This window comes from Actomonas aquatica (genome assembly GCF_019679435.2).
GTDB classification, from domain to species: domain Bacteria; phylum Verrucomicrobiota; class Verrucomicrobiia; order Opitutales; family Opitutaceae; genus Actomonas; species Actomonas aquatica.
On sequence record NZ_CP139781.1, the window covers coordinates 3,866,799 to 3,882,278 of the forward strand.

Annotated in this window: 11 protein-coding genes; 9 read left to right on the forward strand and 2 right to left on the reverse strand. The window is 64.7% G+C overall.

Annotated features, from left to right (window positions below; all coding sequences use genetic code 11):
* Positions 1–222 precede the first annotated feature (222 nt).
* The 7 genes from K1X11_RS15045 (at position 223) to K1X11_RS15075 (ending at position 9,995) form a co-directional block, all read left to right on the forward strand.
* Positions 223–558: a glutaredoxin family protein gene (locus K1X11_RS15045; RefSeq protein ID WP_221031637.1), complete on the forward strand. Its 336-nt coding sequence runs from the start codon at positions 223–225 to the stop codon at positions 556–558.
* Between the two features lie 149 nt (positions 559–707).
* Positions 708–5,255, forward strand: a complete 4,548-nt coding sequence (gene gltB, locus K1X11_RS15050) for a glutamate synthase large subunit (protein WP_221031638.1) — start codon at positions 708–710, stop codon at positions 5,253–5,255.
* A 167-nt stretch (positions 5,256–5,422) separates the two neighbouring features.
* On the forward strand, positions 5,423–6,607 hold the full coding sequence (locus K1X11_RS15055; protein ID WP_221031639.1) for an MFS transporter: 1,185 nt from the start codon (positions 5,423–5,425) through the stop codon (positions 6,605–6,607).
* A gap of 31 nt (positions 6,608–6,638) precedes the next feature.
* Positions 6,639–7,451, forward strand: coding sequence for an amidohydrolase family protein (locus tag K1X11_RS15060; protein ID WP_221031640.1), 813 nt, complete (start codon positions 6,639–6,641; stop codon positions 7,449–7,451).
* A gap of 164 nt (positions 7,452–7,615) precedes the next feature.
* Entirely contained in the window at positions 7,616–9,124 is a 1,509-nt protein-coding gene (locus K1X11_RS15065; protein WP_221031641.1) for a GH1 family beta-glucosidase, read from the forward strand.
* A gap of 48 nt (positions 9,125–9,172) precedes the next feature.
* A complete protein-coding gene (gene ppnP / locus K1X11_RS15070; RefSeq protein ID WP_221031642.1) occupies positions 9,173–9,505 on the forward strand; it encodes a pyrimidine/purine nucleoside phosphorylase in 333 nt (110 codons plus the stop codon).
* Between the two features lie 25 nt (positions 9,506–9,530).
* A complete protein-coding gene (locus K1X11_RS15075) occupies positions 9,531–9,995 on the forward strand; it encodes a DUF5069 domain-containing protein (RefSeq protein WP_221031643.1) in 465 nt (154 codons plus the stop codon).
* Between the two features lie 134 nt (positions 9,996–10,129).
* Here K1X11_RS15075 and K1X11_RS15080 read toward each other — a convergent pair whose 3' ends face one another.
* Together K1X11_RS15080 and K1X11_RS15085 are read right to left on the reverse strand one after the other, a co-directional pair.
* Positions 10,130–11,161 carry a WD40/YVTN/BNR-like repeat-containing protein gene (locus tag K1X11_RS15080; RefSeq protein ID WP_221031644.1) on the reverse strand — a complete coding sequence of 344 codons (1,032 nt, stop codon included), beginning with the start codon at positions 11,159–11,161 and terminating at the stop codon, positions 10,130–10,132.
* A complete protein-coding gene (locus K1X11_RS15085) occupies positions 11,158–13,077 on the reverse strand; it encodes a hypothetical protein (RefSeq protein WP_221031645.1) in 1,920 nt (639 codons plus the stop codon). The genes K1X11_RS15080 and K1X11_RS15085 overlap by 4 nt, the downstream gene beginning before the upstream one ends.
* A gap of 127 nt (positions 13,078–13,204) precedes the next feature.
* Here K1X11_RS15085 and K1X11_RS15090 point away from each other — a divergent pair, with 127 nt between their 5' ends.
* Positions 13,205–14,824 (forward strand): bifunctional GNAT family N-acetyltransferase/carbon-nitrogen hydrolase family protein, encoded by a 1,620-nt coding sequence (locus K1X11_RS15090; protein ID WP_221031646.1) that lies wholly within the window; start codon positions 13,205–13,207, stop codon positions 14,822–14,824.
* A 76-nt stretch (positions 14,825–14,900) separates the two neighbouring features.
* The gene (locus tag K1X11_RS15095; RefSeq protein WP_324725997.1) at positions 14,901–15,386 is read left to right on the forward strand and encodes a hypothetical protein; all 486 of its coding nucleotides are present in this window, start codon (positions 14,901–14,903) and stop codon (positions 15,384–15,386) included.
* Positions 15,387–15,480 lie beyond the last annotated feature (94 nt).

Here is a 15,480-nt window from a genome sequence, read left to right on the forward strand (position 1 = left end):
GGATGCTCGAACCTTGCCTGAGCGGGCGGGGGAAGGACCGTCCTCCGGAGCGGTGCGCTGGATCGGAAAACCCGGTCGGGCCGGTGGCTTAGGAGATCAGCCCTGCTCGTCAGCTCCATTAATGAAGGAAATAAGGGGAACTATCCGCTTGATAGGTCCGAAACCCGCTCTTTATTTCCCGGGACTTTTGTCCCGGTTCACACCCAAGCAAATATCTGTCCTATGAAGATCAAAGCCTACCTTAAGCCTCATTGCGGATGGTCGATGGGCGTCCGCGCCATCATGCAGAAGTATGGCCTCCAGTATGAGGACATCGACATCATCAACAACCGCGACAACTACGCCGAGATGGTCCAGAAGTCCGGTCAGCCGCTCTCGCCCTGTGTCGAGATCGACGGCGTGATGCTGGCCGATGTGTCCGGCGAGGAAGTGGAGAATTACATGCTCTCCAATGAACTGGTGAAACCGACCGAAAAAGGAACCGACGTGGCCACCAACGCCGGCTGCTCCGACGAGGAGCACGAGAAGATGGCCTCCCAGACGATTCGGTTCTTCTAAGCGAGGTCACGCCCAGCTTCCACTCTCCGGGGCCGGACTCGCTTTTAGCGACCGGCCTTTTTTATCCCCACGCGAGACCGCGTCCTCGGCGTGGCTCCTGCTCCTTCTCTCCCCGACTTACTGCCAGTTCACCCTCTCCAGCACTTACTATGGCTCAATTGATTCCGTCCCCGCTCTACCATCCTGACCAAGAGCACGACGCCTGTGGCGTCGGCTTCATCGCTAAAATGACGGGCGAGCGTAGTTACGACGTCATCAGCCGGGCGGTCGCCGCCCTCAAGGCGCTGGCGCACCGCGGGGCGATCGACGCCGATGCCGTGACCGGCGACGGCGCGGGTCTGCTCACCCAGATCCCGGTTGAGCTCCTGCGCGAGCATTTGGAAGGCAAGGGCAAGAACCTCTTCGCCGATGAGGACCTCGGCGTGGGTATGATCTTCCTGCCGCGCAACGACGACTACGCCCAGTCGCACTGCAAGAAGATCGTGAAAGAGGCCGTCGAGGCCGAGGGTCTCGCTTGGCTCGGTTGGCGCAACGTTCCCACCTCCAACTCCTGCCTCGGCCGCAAGGCCATCGAGACGGAGCCGGTGATCGTCCAGGCCCTCGTGGGCCGTCCCGAGGAAGTCGACGCCGACGAATACGAGCGCAAGCTGTTCCTCGTTCAGAAGATGGCCGAGCGAAAGGTCAGCGAGGAGAACGTGAAGGGCTTCTACATCTGCTCCTTCTCGTCGCGCACCATCGTTTACAAGGGCATGCTCACGCCGCAGCAGATCCGGAAGTATTTCCTCGATCTGAAGTCGCCCAAGTTCACCAGCGCCTACGCCATCTTCCACCAGCGCTACTCGACCAACACCTTCCCGATGTGGCATCTCGCCCACCCGTTCCGCATGGTGGCGCACAACGGCGAGATCAACACCATCCGCGGCAACCGCAACCTGATGCGCGCCCGCGAGAACTCGCCCTTCCACGGCGTGTGGGGCGATCGCTACGACGACCTCAAGCCGCTCGTCCAGCCGCACGGTTCCGACTCCGCCACCTTCGACAACGCCCTGCATCTGCTCACCCTCGGCGGCCGCAATCCCCTGCACGCTGCCATGATGATGATGCCGCCGGCGTGGGAAACCGACGACGACCTCTCCGACGAGGCCAAAGCCTTCTTCCGCTATCACGCCACCATGATGGAGCCGTGGGACGGTCCGGCTGCCGTGGCCTTCACCGATGGCAAACTCATCGGCGCCTCCCTCGACCGCAACGGTCTGCGTCCCGCCCGCTACAAGATCTATGACGACGGTTACGTCATCCTCGCCTCCGAGGCCGGCCTCGTCTTCGACTTCCCGGGCAAGGTCGTGGAAGCCGGCCGTCTCGGCCCCGGCCGCATGATCGCGATCGATCTCGCCGAAAAGCGCTTCTACCACGACGACGAGATCAAGGCCAAGTTCACCGCCGACCCGCTCTTCAAGCAGTGGTGCGAGGAACACCTCGTGGACCTTCACACCGCCGCCGGTGCCGACACCGCCGGTGCGCCCGACGCCGCCGACTCCACGCCCGCCCAGATCGCCTTTGGTTACGAGAGCGACGAAATGGAGATGGTCATGGCCCCGCTCGCCGAGGGCAAGGAACCGACCGGCTCCATGGGTGAGGACACCCCGCTGGCCGTGCTCTCCCGCCGCCCGCGTCTCCTCTACAACTACTTCAAGCAACTCTTCGCCCAGGTCACCAACCCGCCCATCGACTCGATCCGCGAAAAAGCGGTCATGTCGATTTCGATGTTCATCGGCGGCCGCCTCGGCCTCTTCGAGGAGCTGCCCAAGACCGCCGGCCTGCTCGAAGTCGATACGCCCGTCCTGCTCGATCACGAACTCGCCGCCATCGATGGCATTGAGTTCATGAAGGACCGTGTCGCCCGCCTCTCGGTGCTCTTCGACGCCGCCGCTGGTCCCGCCGCGCTCGAGCCCGCCATCAAGGCGCTCTGCGAAGCCGCCGTGAAGGCCGTCGCCGAGGATCGCGCCAAGGTCGTCATCCTCTCCGACCGCGGCGTCTGCGCCGAAAAGGTCGCCGCGCCCATGCTGCTCGCCGCCGGTGCCGTGCATCAGGCCCTTGTCCGCGCCGGTCTGCGCACCAAGTGCGACATCATCGCCGAGACCGGTGAGGCCCGTGAGGTCCATCAAATTGCCTGCCTCCTCGGCATGGGCGTCAACGCGGTGAATCCCTACCTCGCGCTCGAGATCGTGGCCAAGCTCGCCCCCGAAGGCATCGAGCCCGCCACCGCCCGCGCCAACTACGTCACCGCCATCGGGGCCGGTCTGCGCAAGATCATGGCCAAGATGGGCATCTCGACCCTCTTCAGCTACCGCGGCGCGCAGATCTTCGAAGCCCTCGGCGTCTCCCGCAAAGTCATCGACGAGTGCTTCACCGGCGTGCCGTCGCCCATCGGCGGTGTGGGTTACGCCCAGATCGCCGAGGCCACCCTCGTGCGTCACAGCCGCGCTTTCCCGCAGCTCGATTCGGCCGACCCGGACAACGCTGGCACCGACACCACCCCGGCGCTCCAAGCCGAGGGTTACTACAAGGTCAACAAGCGCGGCGATGGCGAATACCACGCTTGGAGCCCCAAGCTCATCGCCTCGATGAACAAGTTCAACCGTGCCGGCGACTACGACGCTTACCAGCCGTGGAAGACCGAGGCCGACGAGCATCAACCCGTCGCGTTGAAGGACTTGCTCCAAATCCGTTTCCCGGCCGAAGGCATCGACCTCGACGAGGTCGAGGGCATCGAAGACATCCGCAAGCGTTTCACCACCGCCGGCATGTCCATGGGCGCACTCTCCAAGGAAGCGCACGAAGCCCTCGCCATCGCCATGAACCGCATCGGCGGCAAGTCCAACTCCGGTGAGGGCGGCGAAGATCCCGAGCGCTTCTCGGTGCGCGAGAACGGTGACCTCGCCAACTCCGCCATCAAGCAGGTCGCGTCCGGCCGCTTTGGTGTCACCGCCGAATACCTGGCCAACGCCAAGGAGATCGAGATCAAGATGGCGCAGGGCGCGAAGCCCGGTGAGGGCGGCCAGCTGCCCGGCCACAAGGTCACGCCGATGATCGCCACGCTGCGCTACTCCGTGCCGGGCGTGACGCTCATCTCGCCGCCGCCGCACCACGACATCTACTCCATCGAGGACCTCGCCCAGCTCATCTTCGACCTCAAGGAGGTCAACCCGCGCGCCAAGGTCTGCGTGAAGCTCGTGTCCTCCTCCGGTGTCGGCACCGTCGCCGCCGGTGTAGCCAAGGCCTACGCCGACGTCGTGCTCGTTTCCGGTCACGATGGTGGCACCGGCGCCTCGCCGCTCGCCTCGATCAAGAACGCCGGCTCCGCCTGGGAAATCGGTGTCGCCGAAGCCCACCAGGTGCTCATGCAAAACGGCCTGCGCGGTCGCATTACCCTGCGCACCGATGGCGGCATGAAGACCGGCCGCGACATCATCATCGCCGCGCTGCTCGGCGCCGAGGAGTTCAACTTCGGCACCGCCGCGCTCATCGCCGCCGGCTGCGCCATGTTCCGTGTTTGCCATCTGAATACATGCCCGGTCGGCGTTGCCACCCAGCGCGAGGACCTGCGCGCCAAGTTCCGCGGCAAGCCCGAGAACGTGATCAATTTCTTCAACGCCGTTGCCGAAGACGTGCGCCAATACCTGGCCAAGCTCGGTGCCCGCTCGATCAACGAGATCATCGGCCGCGTCGACCTGCTCTCGCAGATCGACGATCCGGTGAACCCGAAGACCAAGTTCATCAACCTCAGCGGTCTGCTCCACAACCCGGATCCCTCCGGCGAGTCCGAGCGTTACCACACCCGCGAGCGCAACGAGCGTTTCGGCAACGAGGGTTCGCTCGACGAGGCCATCCTGCAGGAAGCCCGCGACGTGATTCTCGGCAAGTCCGCCCGTCTCGTCGCCCGCTACAAGGTCACCAACGTCAACCGCGACGTCGGCACCCACCTCTCCGGCCAGATTGCTTACCAGAAGGGCAACGCCGGTCTCGCCCCCGGGACCATCGACCTCACCTTCACGGGCTCGGCCGGTCAGTCCTTTGGCACCTTCCTGGTCAACGGCGTGCGCCTCACCCTCAACGGCGAAGCCAACGACTACGTCGGCAAGGGCATGGCCGGTGGTGAGATCATCATCCGCCCGCGCCCGACCTCGACCTTCGCCTGGCACCAGCAGTCCATCGTCGGCAACACCTGCCTCTTCGGCGCCACCGGTGGTCACCTCTTCGCGGCGGGTCGTTCGGGTGAACGCTTCGGTGTGCGCAACTCCGGTGCCACCGCGGTGGTCGAAGGCGTGGGCGACCACGGCTGCGAATACATGACCGGTGGTCTCATCGTCGTGCTCGGTCCGACCGGTCGCAACTTCGGTGCCGGCATGAGCGGTGGTCTCGCCTTCATCTACGATGAGGAGGGCAAGTTTGAGGGTCGCATCAACCCGGCCATGATCGGGGTGGAGCGCCTCTCCGACGAAGAGGAAATTGCCAGCCTCGCCCAGCTCGTGAGTGTGCACGCCACCGCCACCGGTTCGCCGCACGCCGCCGCGCTGCTCAAGGATTGGGACAACGTCGTGCCGAAGTTCTGGAAGGTCGTGCCGCACCCGCCGACCCCCGAAACGCCCAAGGCGCTCTACCGCTTCGACGAGGAAAAGATCCCCGCCATCGCCTGAGCTACGCCGGCGTAGTTTAAAAGCCAATACACTCTCCACGGGCGCCCCGCAACGGGCGCCCGTTTTGTTGGGCGGGCACGGTGGCCGGTCCCATCGGACGGTGTGTGGCCGCCCTGGTGTGCGGCCGCGAGTTGCCTCTCCGCCCAAACGACCGCACTGTTCCCGCCATGCCCACGCGTTGGAAATTTGCCCTGCTGTATTTCAGCGAAGGCGCGCCGATTGGTTTCCTGTGGTGGGGATTGCCCACGCTCTTGCGGCAGGACGACGTGGCGGTCGAACGCATCGCCGCGCTTACCGCGACCCTCGCTTTGCCGTGGACGCTCAAGTTCCTCTGGGCGCCGCTGGTCGACGCCTGCCGAAGTTCACGCTGGGGCTTTAAGCATTGGGCGGGCGCGGCGCAGCTGGGCATGGGCGCGTGTTTGTTGCCGCTCATCTGGATCGATCCGGCGACGCACTTCGGTGTGTGGTTTGGACTGCTGCTGACGCACGCGGTGTGCGCCGCCACGCAGGACGTCGCCATCGATGCGCTGGCCATCAACGCGGTCGAATCGACGGAGCGTGGCAGCCTCAACGCTGCCATGCAGATCGGCATGCTCGGCGGCCGCAGTCTCTTTGGCGGCGGTGCGATTGTTTTGGTCGGGTGGGGTGGTTGGCCGGTGCTGTTTGGCGCGTTGCTGACCGCGATCTGGTTGTCGTTGCTGGTCTTGTGGCGCGGGGTGGAGGAGCCACCAAAAGCCGAGGGGGAATCGCGGCGCTTCTGGACGACCTTGCGCGCCGGTTTTTCGCGGCGCACGACGTGGCTCGGACTCGGCTTCGCGCTCATCGCGGGCGCGGGTTTTGAAACGGTGGGCGCGCTGGCCGGACCGTTGTTGGTGGACCACGCGGCGTCGAGTGGCACGGTCGCGACCTTCTTCGCTTTTCCGGTGGTGATCGCCATGGCGATCGGCGGTTGGGTGGGCGGACGTTGGAGTGACCGCGGTCCGCGGCCGGTGCGCGCGGGCATTGCGCTCGTCGCGCTCACGCTGGCGGTGCTACTGGTCGCACTCGCGGCCAAGAGCGGCGCGAGTGTGCCGCTGCTCATCACGACGTTGGTGGTGGTGTATCTCACCATCGGCGCGTTCACCGCGATTTCCTACGCCTTGTTCATGGACCTCACCGATCCCGCACTCGGCGCGACGCAGTTCAGCACCTTCATGGCCGCGACCAACGGCTGCGAAGTCTGGGCGGTGGCGGCGGGCGGCCTCTTGGTCGGCCGACTCGGCTACGGTCCCGGCTTCAGCCTGATGGCCCTGGCCGGACTCCTCGGTTTGGCGGTGTTGTGGGCGCTGACGCGAAAAGCGCGCACCGCTTGAGTCGAACGCGGTCCAACCTTACCACTGCTTTATGATCGTCGACTGCCATACCCACCTCAATCACTACGACGAAACCACGACCTCGCCGCTGCAGGCGCGTTACGAGGAACTGCAGGAGTCGCTCGCGTTCAACAAAGTCGACTACGCGCTCATCCTCACGTCCTACAAAGTGAATGAGCACCGGCCTTCGACGCGGGAGGTGGTGGAGCTCACCGCCGATAACCCGAAGATGGGCGTCGTCGCCGGCGTGAGTTTCCTCAATTACCGCGAGCGGGATCTGCGCGAGTTGGCCGACTACCTGAAAGACGGCCTCGTCAAAGGCCTGAAGCTCTACCCGGGCTACGAACCGTTTTATCCCTACGATTCCCGTTGCCGCGTGCTCTACGATCTGGCGCAGGAGTTTGATGTGCCGGTGATGATTCACACCGGCGACACCTACTCGCCGCGCGCCAAGGTGCGTTTCGCGCATCCGCTCGCGGTTGATGACGTGGCGGTGGATTTTCCGGAGCTCAAACTGGTGATCTGTCATGTAGGGAATCCGTGGATACGCGACGCCATGGAGGTGGTTTACAAAAACAAGAACGCCCACACCGACATCTCCGGTTTCGTGCTCGGGGACTTCACCGAGCGTTTTGAGAAGTTCATGCTCGAGCAGGTGAAGGACATGATCCTCTACGCCGGTGACCCCAACTACCTGCTCTACGGCACGGACTGGCCGATCTGCCGCATGCGCACCTACCTCAAGTTTGTGCGTGGTTTGGAGCTGCCCGAGGCGCACTACGAAAAGCTCATGTGGAAGAACGCGAACCGGCTGTTTAAGCTCGGTTTGGAAGCGGAGGGTTAAGGGCCACCTGTGTAGCAACAAGGGCCGCCGCTTGCGGCGTGCCGTGGGTCCGGTCGGTAGGATGCGGCGCGCCGCAAGCGGCGGCCCTACACGGGCAAGACCCCCTCGAATGGGGGAGAGCGCGGCGGTTGATCCGGTGGCGGCGCACCGTCACGCTTTGCGCCATGTCCCAAACCCCTGCTGCTGCCGCGCTGTCCCGTCGTCGTTTCCTGCAATCCTCCGCGCTCGCCACGGGCGCCCTCGTTGCCGCGCCCGCCGTTCACGGCGCGACCCCGGCCCCGGCCCCGACCGGCGCGGGTGCCGATTGCACGCACTTCCCGGCCAACTTCATGTGGGGCGCAGCGACGTCGTCTTACCAGATCGAAGGCGCTGCCGAGATCGATGGTCGCAAGCCGTCCATTTGGGACACTTTCGCCCGCACGCCCGGCAAGGTGCACAACGGCGACACCGGTGACGTGGCGATCGATCACTACCACCGCTTCCGCGAAGACGTGAAGCTCATGGCCGATCTCGGCGTGAAGCACTACCGTTTCAGCATCGCCTGGCCGCGGGTGATTCCGGATGGCCGCGGGGCACTGAATGCCAAGGGCGTCGATTTCTACAAACGACTCCTCGATGCCTTGCAGGAGCACGGTATCGAGCCGGCCGTTACGCTCTACCACTGGGACCTGCCGCAGACCCTGCAGGACGAATACCGCGGTTGGGAAGACCGTCGCATCGTCGACGATTTCACCGCCTACGCCGAAGCCATGGGCAAGGCGTTGGGCGATCGCGTGCCACGTTGGTTCACGCTCAACGAGGTCAGCACCTTCGCCATGATCGGTTATGGCGTGGGATACCCGGGGCACCACGCGCCTGGCGTCGAGTTGCCTGATCGCGCCGCCCTGCATCGCGGCATCTTTCATGCCGTGCTCGCCCACGGTCGCGGCGTGCAGGCGCTCCGCGCCACCTGCAAAGCCGACGCCCAGATTGGGATCGCGGAGAACTATCACGCCTACGCGCCGATCATTGAAACCGAGGAACACATCGCGGCCGCGCACCGCGCCTTTGCCCTCGATGAGGCCAACGCGTCCATCATCATGCCCATCCTCACCGGTCGCTATAACCCGGAGTGGGTGGAGAAGATGAACGGTGCCGCGCCGCAGGCGACCGACGCCGAGTTGAAGGACATCGGCACCCCCATCGATATTCTGGGCTTCAACTGCTACCACGGCGGTTACGCTCAGGCGGCCGACAATGCCGCCGGCTTTGACGTCGTGCCGACCCCACGCGCCTTCCCGCGGATGAACATTTCCTGGCTCACCGTGACGCCGGAGGCGATCTACTGGGGCATTCGCCAAATCGCCGACGTGGCCGGCCAGCCCGACCTTCCGATCGTGATCAGCGAAAACGGCTGTGCCGACGCCGCCGAAGCCAACAGCGCCGGCCTCGTGCGGGACATCGATCGCATCATGTATCTGCGCCAATACCTCGGTTACGTGCAGCGCGCGGTGCGCGAAGGGTATTCGATCGCCGGATACTTCCCCTGGAGTCTGGCCGACAACTTCGAGTGGGCGGAAGGTTACGCCAAACGTTTCGGCATGGTGCACGTCGACTTCGAGACGCAGAAGCGCACGCCCAAGCTCAGCTACCACTGGTTCCAGGAAGTCATCCGCCAGCGTCGGGTGGTTTAAAACATCACGCTTGCCGCTCCGGTGCGGCTGGCCTCTGTTGGGCCTCCCATGTCGCACCCTGCTTCCTTCTCCGACGTCACCGTCGACACCAAGGCCAATGTCTATTTCGACGGCGCTGTCGTTTCGCACACCGTGCACTTCGCCGATGGCTCCAAGAAGACCCTAGGTCTCATCCGTCCCGGCACCTACCACTTCGGCACCGCCGCCGCGGAGCGTATGGAGATCGTGGCCGGCGCCTGCTCGATCGTCCTCGATGGCACGACCGAGTCCGCCGACTACGCCGGTGACACCTTCTTTGATGTGCCGGCCAACAGCGGCTTCACCATCACCGTCGCCGCGGGCGGTGAGTTTTGCGAATACATCTGCTCTTACCTGAGCTGACCCCGACCCCAATCCCGCTCCCGCCATGGCCAAGTCGAAACCCATTCCCGGTTCCACCGGTGAGGTGCTCACCTCGCTGCCGTCCCCCTACCTGCCGCACCCGGCGACCGGCTTGCTCTACCTGCCGCGCATGATCGCGAAGTGCCGCTACGTGCAGCAGCACGGCGAGCTGCCCAAGAGCTATCGCAAAAACTACAAACGCGGGCTCGATCGTTTCCTGTCGATGCATCTGGGCGTGGATCCGGTCCAGATCGAGGAGGCGGTGCACAGCGCGGCCGACGACGCCGAGCTCGATGCCAAACTCCTCGCGCTCTTCCCCGACGATGTGCGCGCGGCCAAGTGGAATCGCGAGCTGGTGCAAAAGGGCATGACTGAAGCCGGTCGCGAATTCCTCGCCGAGGCGCTGGGCAACATGGGCTGCAACGATCGGGTGGGCGAAATCATCAGCGTGCCCGACCTGATCGATTTCGACGAAGGTCGGATCGAGTAGCCGGCGCGGTGGCGCCGGAAATCCCAATCACCAACGGGTCAAATCCCAAGCTCAGGCGCGGTCGGCCCGGCGGGCCGACCCTACCTTAAACTTAACCTTCGACCTTAAACTAAGGCTCGGTCGGAGGCCCGAGCCTACGGCAGCGGCAGGAAGCCGAGGTCGTTGGTCAGGGCACCGTCGACGCCGCCATCCTGCCAGCCGGCCGCGTCGTTGAGGTCGTTCCAGACGACGCCTTCCTCGAAGGTGCCGGTCCACAGCACGCCGGACTTTTCCGGATGGAAGGTGAGGGTGAGCACGTTGGGGCTGGGCAGGCCGTCGTTGGTCTGGGCCCACGTTTTGCCGCCGTCGCGTGAAACCCATACGCCGACGTCCCAGCCGCCCACGGCGAGGGTGTTGGCATCGGTCGGATCGACGGCCACGGCGTAGAGGTTGGCGTCGGCCAATTGCGGCGCGACCTGGTGCCAGGATTTGCCGTCGTCGGTGGAGAGCCAGGCGCCGGTGCCTTCGGTGCCGACCAGCCACACACCGCTGTCGGGCGCGCCGTGGCGCACGCGCAGGATATTGCGAGCGGGCACGGCTTCGACGCGATGCCAGGAATCGGCGCCGTCGGTGGAGAGGTAGAGCCCGGAGGCGTTGCCCAGCAGCAGGCGCTGCGGGTGGGCCGGATCGAGGGCGAAGGAGCGGGTGAAGTGCTCCGGCAGGCCGGTGTCGACGAAGGTCCAGGTCTCGCCGCCGTCGCGGGAGCGCCAGGGGCCCCAGCCGGTGGCGGCGTAAACCGTGTCGCCGTCGGTCGGATCGATCTCGATCTCGTAAACGTCGCTGATGCGCCAGTCGGTGACCATGCGCCAGGAGCGACCGCCATCGAGCGAGCGCACGATGCCGTTACCGCAGGCGAGGAAGATGCGGCTGTCGTCGGCGGGATCGACCGCGGCGCTGTTGACGGCCTGGATCTTCGGGCCGAAGGAGTGCCACTCGCCGCTGGCGGCGCGCACGAAAACGCCCGCGTCGGTCGGGATGGAGGAGTTCTGCTGCGCCTTGGTGAAGGCGGCGGCCATGAACAGCTTGGGCGAGGTTTCGGCGGCGGCGGTCAACGCCGTGGTGACCGTGGCGGCGGCGACAGCGAGACCGAGGGAGGCGTGGAGTCGGGAGAGAGTGAAACGCTTCATGGGGCCAGCGGGACGATGCGGGTGGTGGTGGCGGAGGCGTCGAAATCGAGCTCGCGGCGTTCGGTGCCGAAGCGGATTTCGAGTTGGTGGCTTTCGCGGGCGGCCTGGGCGAAGGGCCCGTCGAAGAGCGGCCAGGACTCGTAGGGGAGCGGCTCGCCGTCGATCAACGGACGCTCGCCGTAGGTGCCGGAGAGCACCGTGCCGTCGAGACTGGTGAAGGTCACGGTCGGCGTGGGTTCGGTGGCGAAGTCGAGCGGCAGGGCTTTGACCGCCGTTTGGAAGTCGGCAAAGGAGGCGTAGGCCGAGACCGGGGCGACTTGGACGACGTAACCGTTCTTCGGATACTCGCTCACGCGCACCCGGTGGCCGGCGCCCCATTCGTCGTGACGGGCGCTGATCCAGGCACCGGCGCCGCCGGCGAGCAGGCCGGTCCAGTCGGAGGGACGCCACTCGCCGGGTTGGAAGGGACGGTAGGCGATGTAGGTCGGACCGCCGATGGCGAAGATCCAGCCGGAGTCGTCTTCGGTGACTTCCGCGAGGTCGCGGGAGAAGAAGGTGTTGAGGTGTTGGAAGGGCGCGTCGGGCGCGATGTCGTAGAGACCGATGAGGGCCGACTTGGATTGGAAGACCTGCTCGTAGGGCGAGCCGCTCATCATTTTGTCGGGCGACGTATAGTCGACTTTGGAGCGGGCGATGAGATCGACCACGTCGTCCCACTCGGCGCCGAAATACATGGTGCCTTCCTTGGCCGAGTAGTGCGGGTGGAGAGCGAAGAAGGTGTTGGCGATGCCGAGCGGTTTTTCCTCAAACCAGTTGAGGCTCCAGGTCTGTTGTTGGATGGGTTGGAGCAGGCCGCCTTGACTGGAACCGAGCAGATAGTCCGGCGTGACGTAGCTGTATTTGTAGACCGGCGTGGTCATGTGGTCCTCGATCTCAAAGGCGTCGGGACCGGCGTGGCGCATGCGCCAGCGGGTGCGTTTGAGTTCGCGGTGCTCGTAGGGCACATCGCGGTAGGTGGCGATGCGTTGGAGGATGGGCGGCGGGGTCCAACCGCTGAGCGCCACGATGAGGGCGGAGCCATTGAGAGTGAGTTCGTGTTGATCCCAGAGCAACCAGGCGAGGGCGCTCGAGGCACCGAGCGCGGGTTGCATGGCGTGCTTCGGGTAGATGCGGCTGTGGGCGCCGCCGTAAACGCCGCCGATGTTTTCCACCGCGAAGTCGAGCAGTTCATACTCGAGCATCATGGTGGCCTGTTGGCGAAGTTCCGGGTCTTCGCACCAACCGGCGAGCAGGCCGAGGGCGGAGACGTAGGGATCGATGTAGTTGGGCGAGTCGTATTCGCCGCGGCCGTAGGCGGTGGTGATCTTGATCCAGTCGAGGATGTATTCCTTGGCTTCGGCGCGGTTCTCGGCGGAGGACTTGCCGTTATACCAAGCCTCGGGCGGCAGGTCGGACCAGGTCTCGGCGGCGAGGTAGAGGCTGGCGTAATACATCAGCCAATGGTTCTCGGTGTCGCCGCGGAAGGGGAAGTAGGTGCGCCAGGCCTCGCGGATAACCGCCCAGTCGGACGGTGCGAGATGGGGCTCACCGGCCTTCATTACGAGCACCATGGGATACATCCAGAACATGGCGCCGGAGGGTTCCTTGGTGAGTTCGCGCAGACGATGGCGGGCCCACTCGAGATTGGTGCCGCGGGCGAAGTTGGCGGCGACCCAGGGGAGACTGCCCCACTCGGGGTTGTCGGCTTGGGTGCGCTCGATGTAACGATTGATGAGCTGCTCGCTCCGCGCGTGATAAGCGGCGGAGATCTCGCCGTCGCTGGGCGCAGTGGGTGGGGTGGCGCGAAGGGCGCAGCTACCGGCGACGATGAAAGCGAGCAGGAGAGCAATCCGGGGGAAGGGAGACTTTCCTGGCATGATAGCCGAACTTGGGTGCGGCGACCGAGCTGGGGAAGTGAAAGTGGAATGAAAGTTTCCGGCGCGCTCCGCGTGGCTGCTTCGCGGCGCCGATTGACCGCAGTCCAAGTCCGGCTATGGTCCGGCCATGTCGAAAGCCAAAGCCACTGCCCCTGCGAAGGTTACGGTCCGCCGCGCAACCCTGCGGGACATCCCCGCGCTCGTTAAGCTCAACATCGCCGCCTACCCGGTGCTCGCCGACGAGAACGTGGTCTGGGGCGAGGCGCACTTGGCCCACCACCTGCGCGTGTTTCCGCAAGGCCAGTTTGTGGCCGAGGTGAAGGGCAAGATCGTCGGCGCGGCGTCGACGCTGGTGGTCGATCTGGGGCCGGATCCGCTGCGCAATCACACCTGGTCGGGCATCACCGACAGCGGTTATTTCAACAACCACGACCTCAACGGCGATACCCTCTATGGCGCCGATGTGTATGTGCACCCGAAGGCGCGTGGACTCGGCGTGGGCGCGGCGCTCTACGATGCACGCCGCAAACTCTGCAAACGACTCAACAAGCGGCGCATCCTGGCGGGCGGTCGTCTGTGGAACTACCAGGATCATGCGGAGAAGTTCTCCCCGCAGGAATACGCCGAGCGCGTCGCGGCCGGTGAGTTCCGCGATCTCGTGCTGAGTTTCCAACTTCGTGAGGGGTTCCAGTTGCGCGGCGTGATGCCGAACTACCTGCGCGATCCCAACAGCCACAACCACGCCAGCCTCATCGAGTGGCTCAATCCCGACTACCGGCCGGCCAAGACCGGTGCGCGCAAGGTGCGGGTGGCCTGCGTGCAATACCAGATGCGCAAGATCAGCTCGTTTTCGGACTTCGCGCGACAGGTGACCTACTTCACCGACGTGGCGGCCGACAGCGATGCCGACTACGTGTTGTTTCCCGAGCTCTTCACCGTCGAATTGCTTTCGACCACCCACACCAAGTCGCCGCAGGAGGGCATGAAGCGCCTGGCCAAGCTCACGCCGAAGGTCGTCGGCCTCCTGCAAAGCCTGGCCGTCAAATACGGCGTCACGATCATCGGCGGCAGCCACCCGACCAGAGTGGGCAAGGAGCTGCAGAACATCTGCACGGTTTGCCTGCCCGACGGCAGCATCCACGAGCAGCCCAAGCTGCACATCACGCCGAACGAAAGCCACTGGTGGGGCATCACGGGCGGCAACTCCCTGCAGGTAATCGACACCCCCGGGGCCAAGATCGGTGTGCTCATCTGCTACGACTCGGAGTTTCCCGAAGCGGCGCGTCATTTGGCCGACCACGGCGCCGAGATCCTCTTCGTGCCCTTCTGCACCAACGACCGCAAAGGTTACCTGCGCGTGCGCTACTGCTGTCAGGCGCGGGCGGTGGAGAACCAGGTCTACGTCGCACTCGCCGGCAATGTGGGCAACCTGCCTGACGTCGAGAATATGGACGTGAACTACGCGCAGGCCGCCGTGTTCACGCCGTCGGACTACGCCTTTGCCCGCGACGGCATTGCCGCCGAAGCCGATTCCAACGAAGAGACGGTGCTCATCTGCGACCTCGATCTCGACGACCTGCATGAAGCACGTGAACTCGGCACAGTGACGCCGCGACTCGATCGCCGCGAAGACTTGTTCAAGATGACCTCCCACGTCGTCGTCCCCAAGGGCGCGGTGATCGACCCGATCGGTCCACTCGGCACCCAGCGTGGTTGGAGCAGCGAGGTGAATCCGGAAGGCGGTTGAGGTCGAGGGGGGGGCGATGTCGGGCGTGAAGCCCGACCCACACTCTGGTGCGCCCTTCTGTTGTGGGTCGGGCTTTATGCCCGACTACCTATTGTGGCGTTATCTGAACCGGTGTCTGCAGCGCGCGGCACTGCGTAGTTTGCGGCATTGCCAAAACGGCGGCGGGGCTTTCGGTTGCTGGGCTATGGTCAAAGGTCAACGCGTCGTCTGCATCAACGACACCTTCTCCGATATGATTCGGGCGCTCTACAAGCAGCTCCCGACGAAGGGGGAGACCTATACCATTCGCGAAGTGTTTCTCGGCCGCGAAAAGGTGGTGAAGGGAGGCGACTCCGCGACGGTGGGATTGCTGCTGGAGGAGATTCACAATCCGCCGGATCCCTTTCACGCCGAGCAACAGGAACTCGGGTTCACGTCCGAACGGTTCGCGCCACTCGAGGAGCTGCCGCCGGAAGAGGCCTCGGCTTACGCCGAAGGTGAAGCCGAATTTGAACTCGTCGGACCGGGCAATGGTGCCGGCGGATCGCCCGACAAAGGTCCACTGAAGTGGGACCTGAATTGATTGAGGTAGAGCCGGCTGCAGCCGGCTCTTTTTTGGGGCGGGCAGGAGCGGTGTCGGAGACGAAGGTGGAGTGCGGTGCGGTGACTCATCCGCT

Coding starts and splice junctions, on each gene's coding strand:
- K1X11_RS15045 (WP_221031637.1), top strand. CDS start 223: ATGAAGATCAAAGCCTACCTTAAGCCTCATTGCGGATGGTCGATGGGC.
- gltB (WP_221031638.1), top strand. CDS start 708: ATGGCTCAATTGATTCCGTCCCCGCTCTACCATCCTGACCAAGAGCAC.
- K1X11_RS15055 (WP_221031639.1), top strand. CDS start 5,423: ATGCCCACGCGTTGGAAATTTGCCCTGCTGTATTTCAGCGAAGGCGCG.
- K1X11_RS15060 (WP_221031640.1), top strand. CDS start 6,639: ATGATCGTCGACTGCCATACCCACCTCAATCACTACGACGAAACCACG.
- K1X11_RS15065 (WP_221031641.1), top strand. CDS start 7,616: ATGTCCCAAACCCCTGCTGCTGCCGCGCTGTCCCGTCGTCGTTTCCTG.
- ppnP (WP_221031642.1), top strand. CDS start 9,173: ATGTCGCACCCTGCTTCCTTCTCCGACGTCACCGTCGACACCAAGGCC.
- K1X11_RS15075 (WP_221031643.1), top strand. CDS start 9,531: ATGGCCAAGTCGAAACCCATTCCCGGTTCCACCGGTGAGGTGCTCACC.
- K1X11_RS15080 (WP_221031644.1), bottom strand. CDS start 11,161: ATGAAGCGTTTCACTCTCTCCCGACTCCACGCCTCCCTCGGTCTCGCT.
- K1X11_RS15085 (WP_221031645.1), bottom strand. CDS start 13,077: ATGCCAGGAAAGTCTCCCTTCCCCCGGATTGCTCTCCTGCTCGCTTTC.
- K1X11_RS15090 (WP_221031646.1), top strand. CDS start 13,205: ATGTCGAAAGCCAAAGCCACTGCCCCTGCGAAGGTTACGGTCCGCCGC.
- K1X11_RS15095 (WP_324725997.1), top strand. CDS start 14,901: ATGCCCGACTACCTATTGTGGCGTTATCTGAACCGGTGTCTGCAGCGC.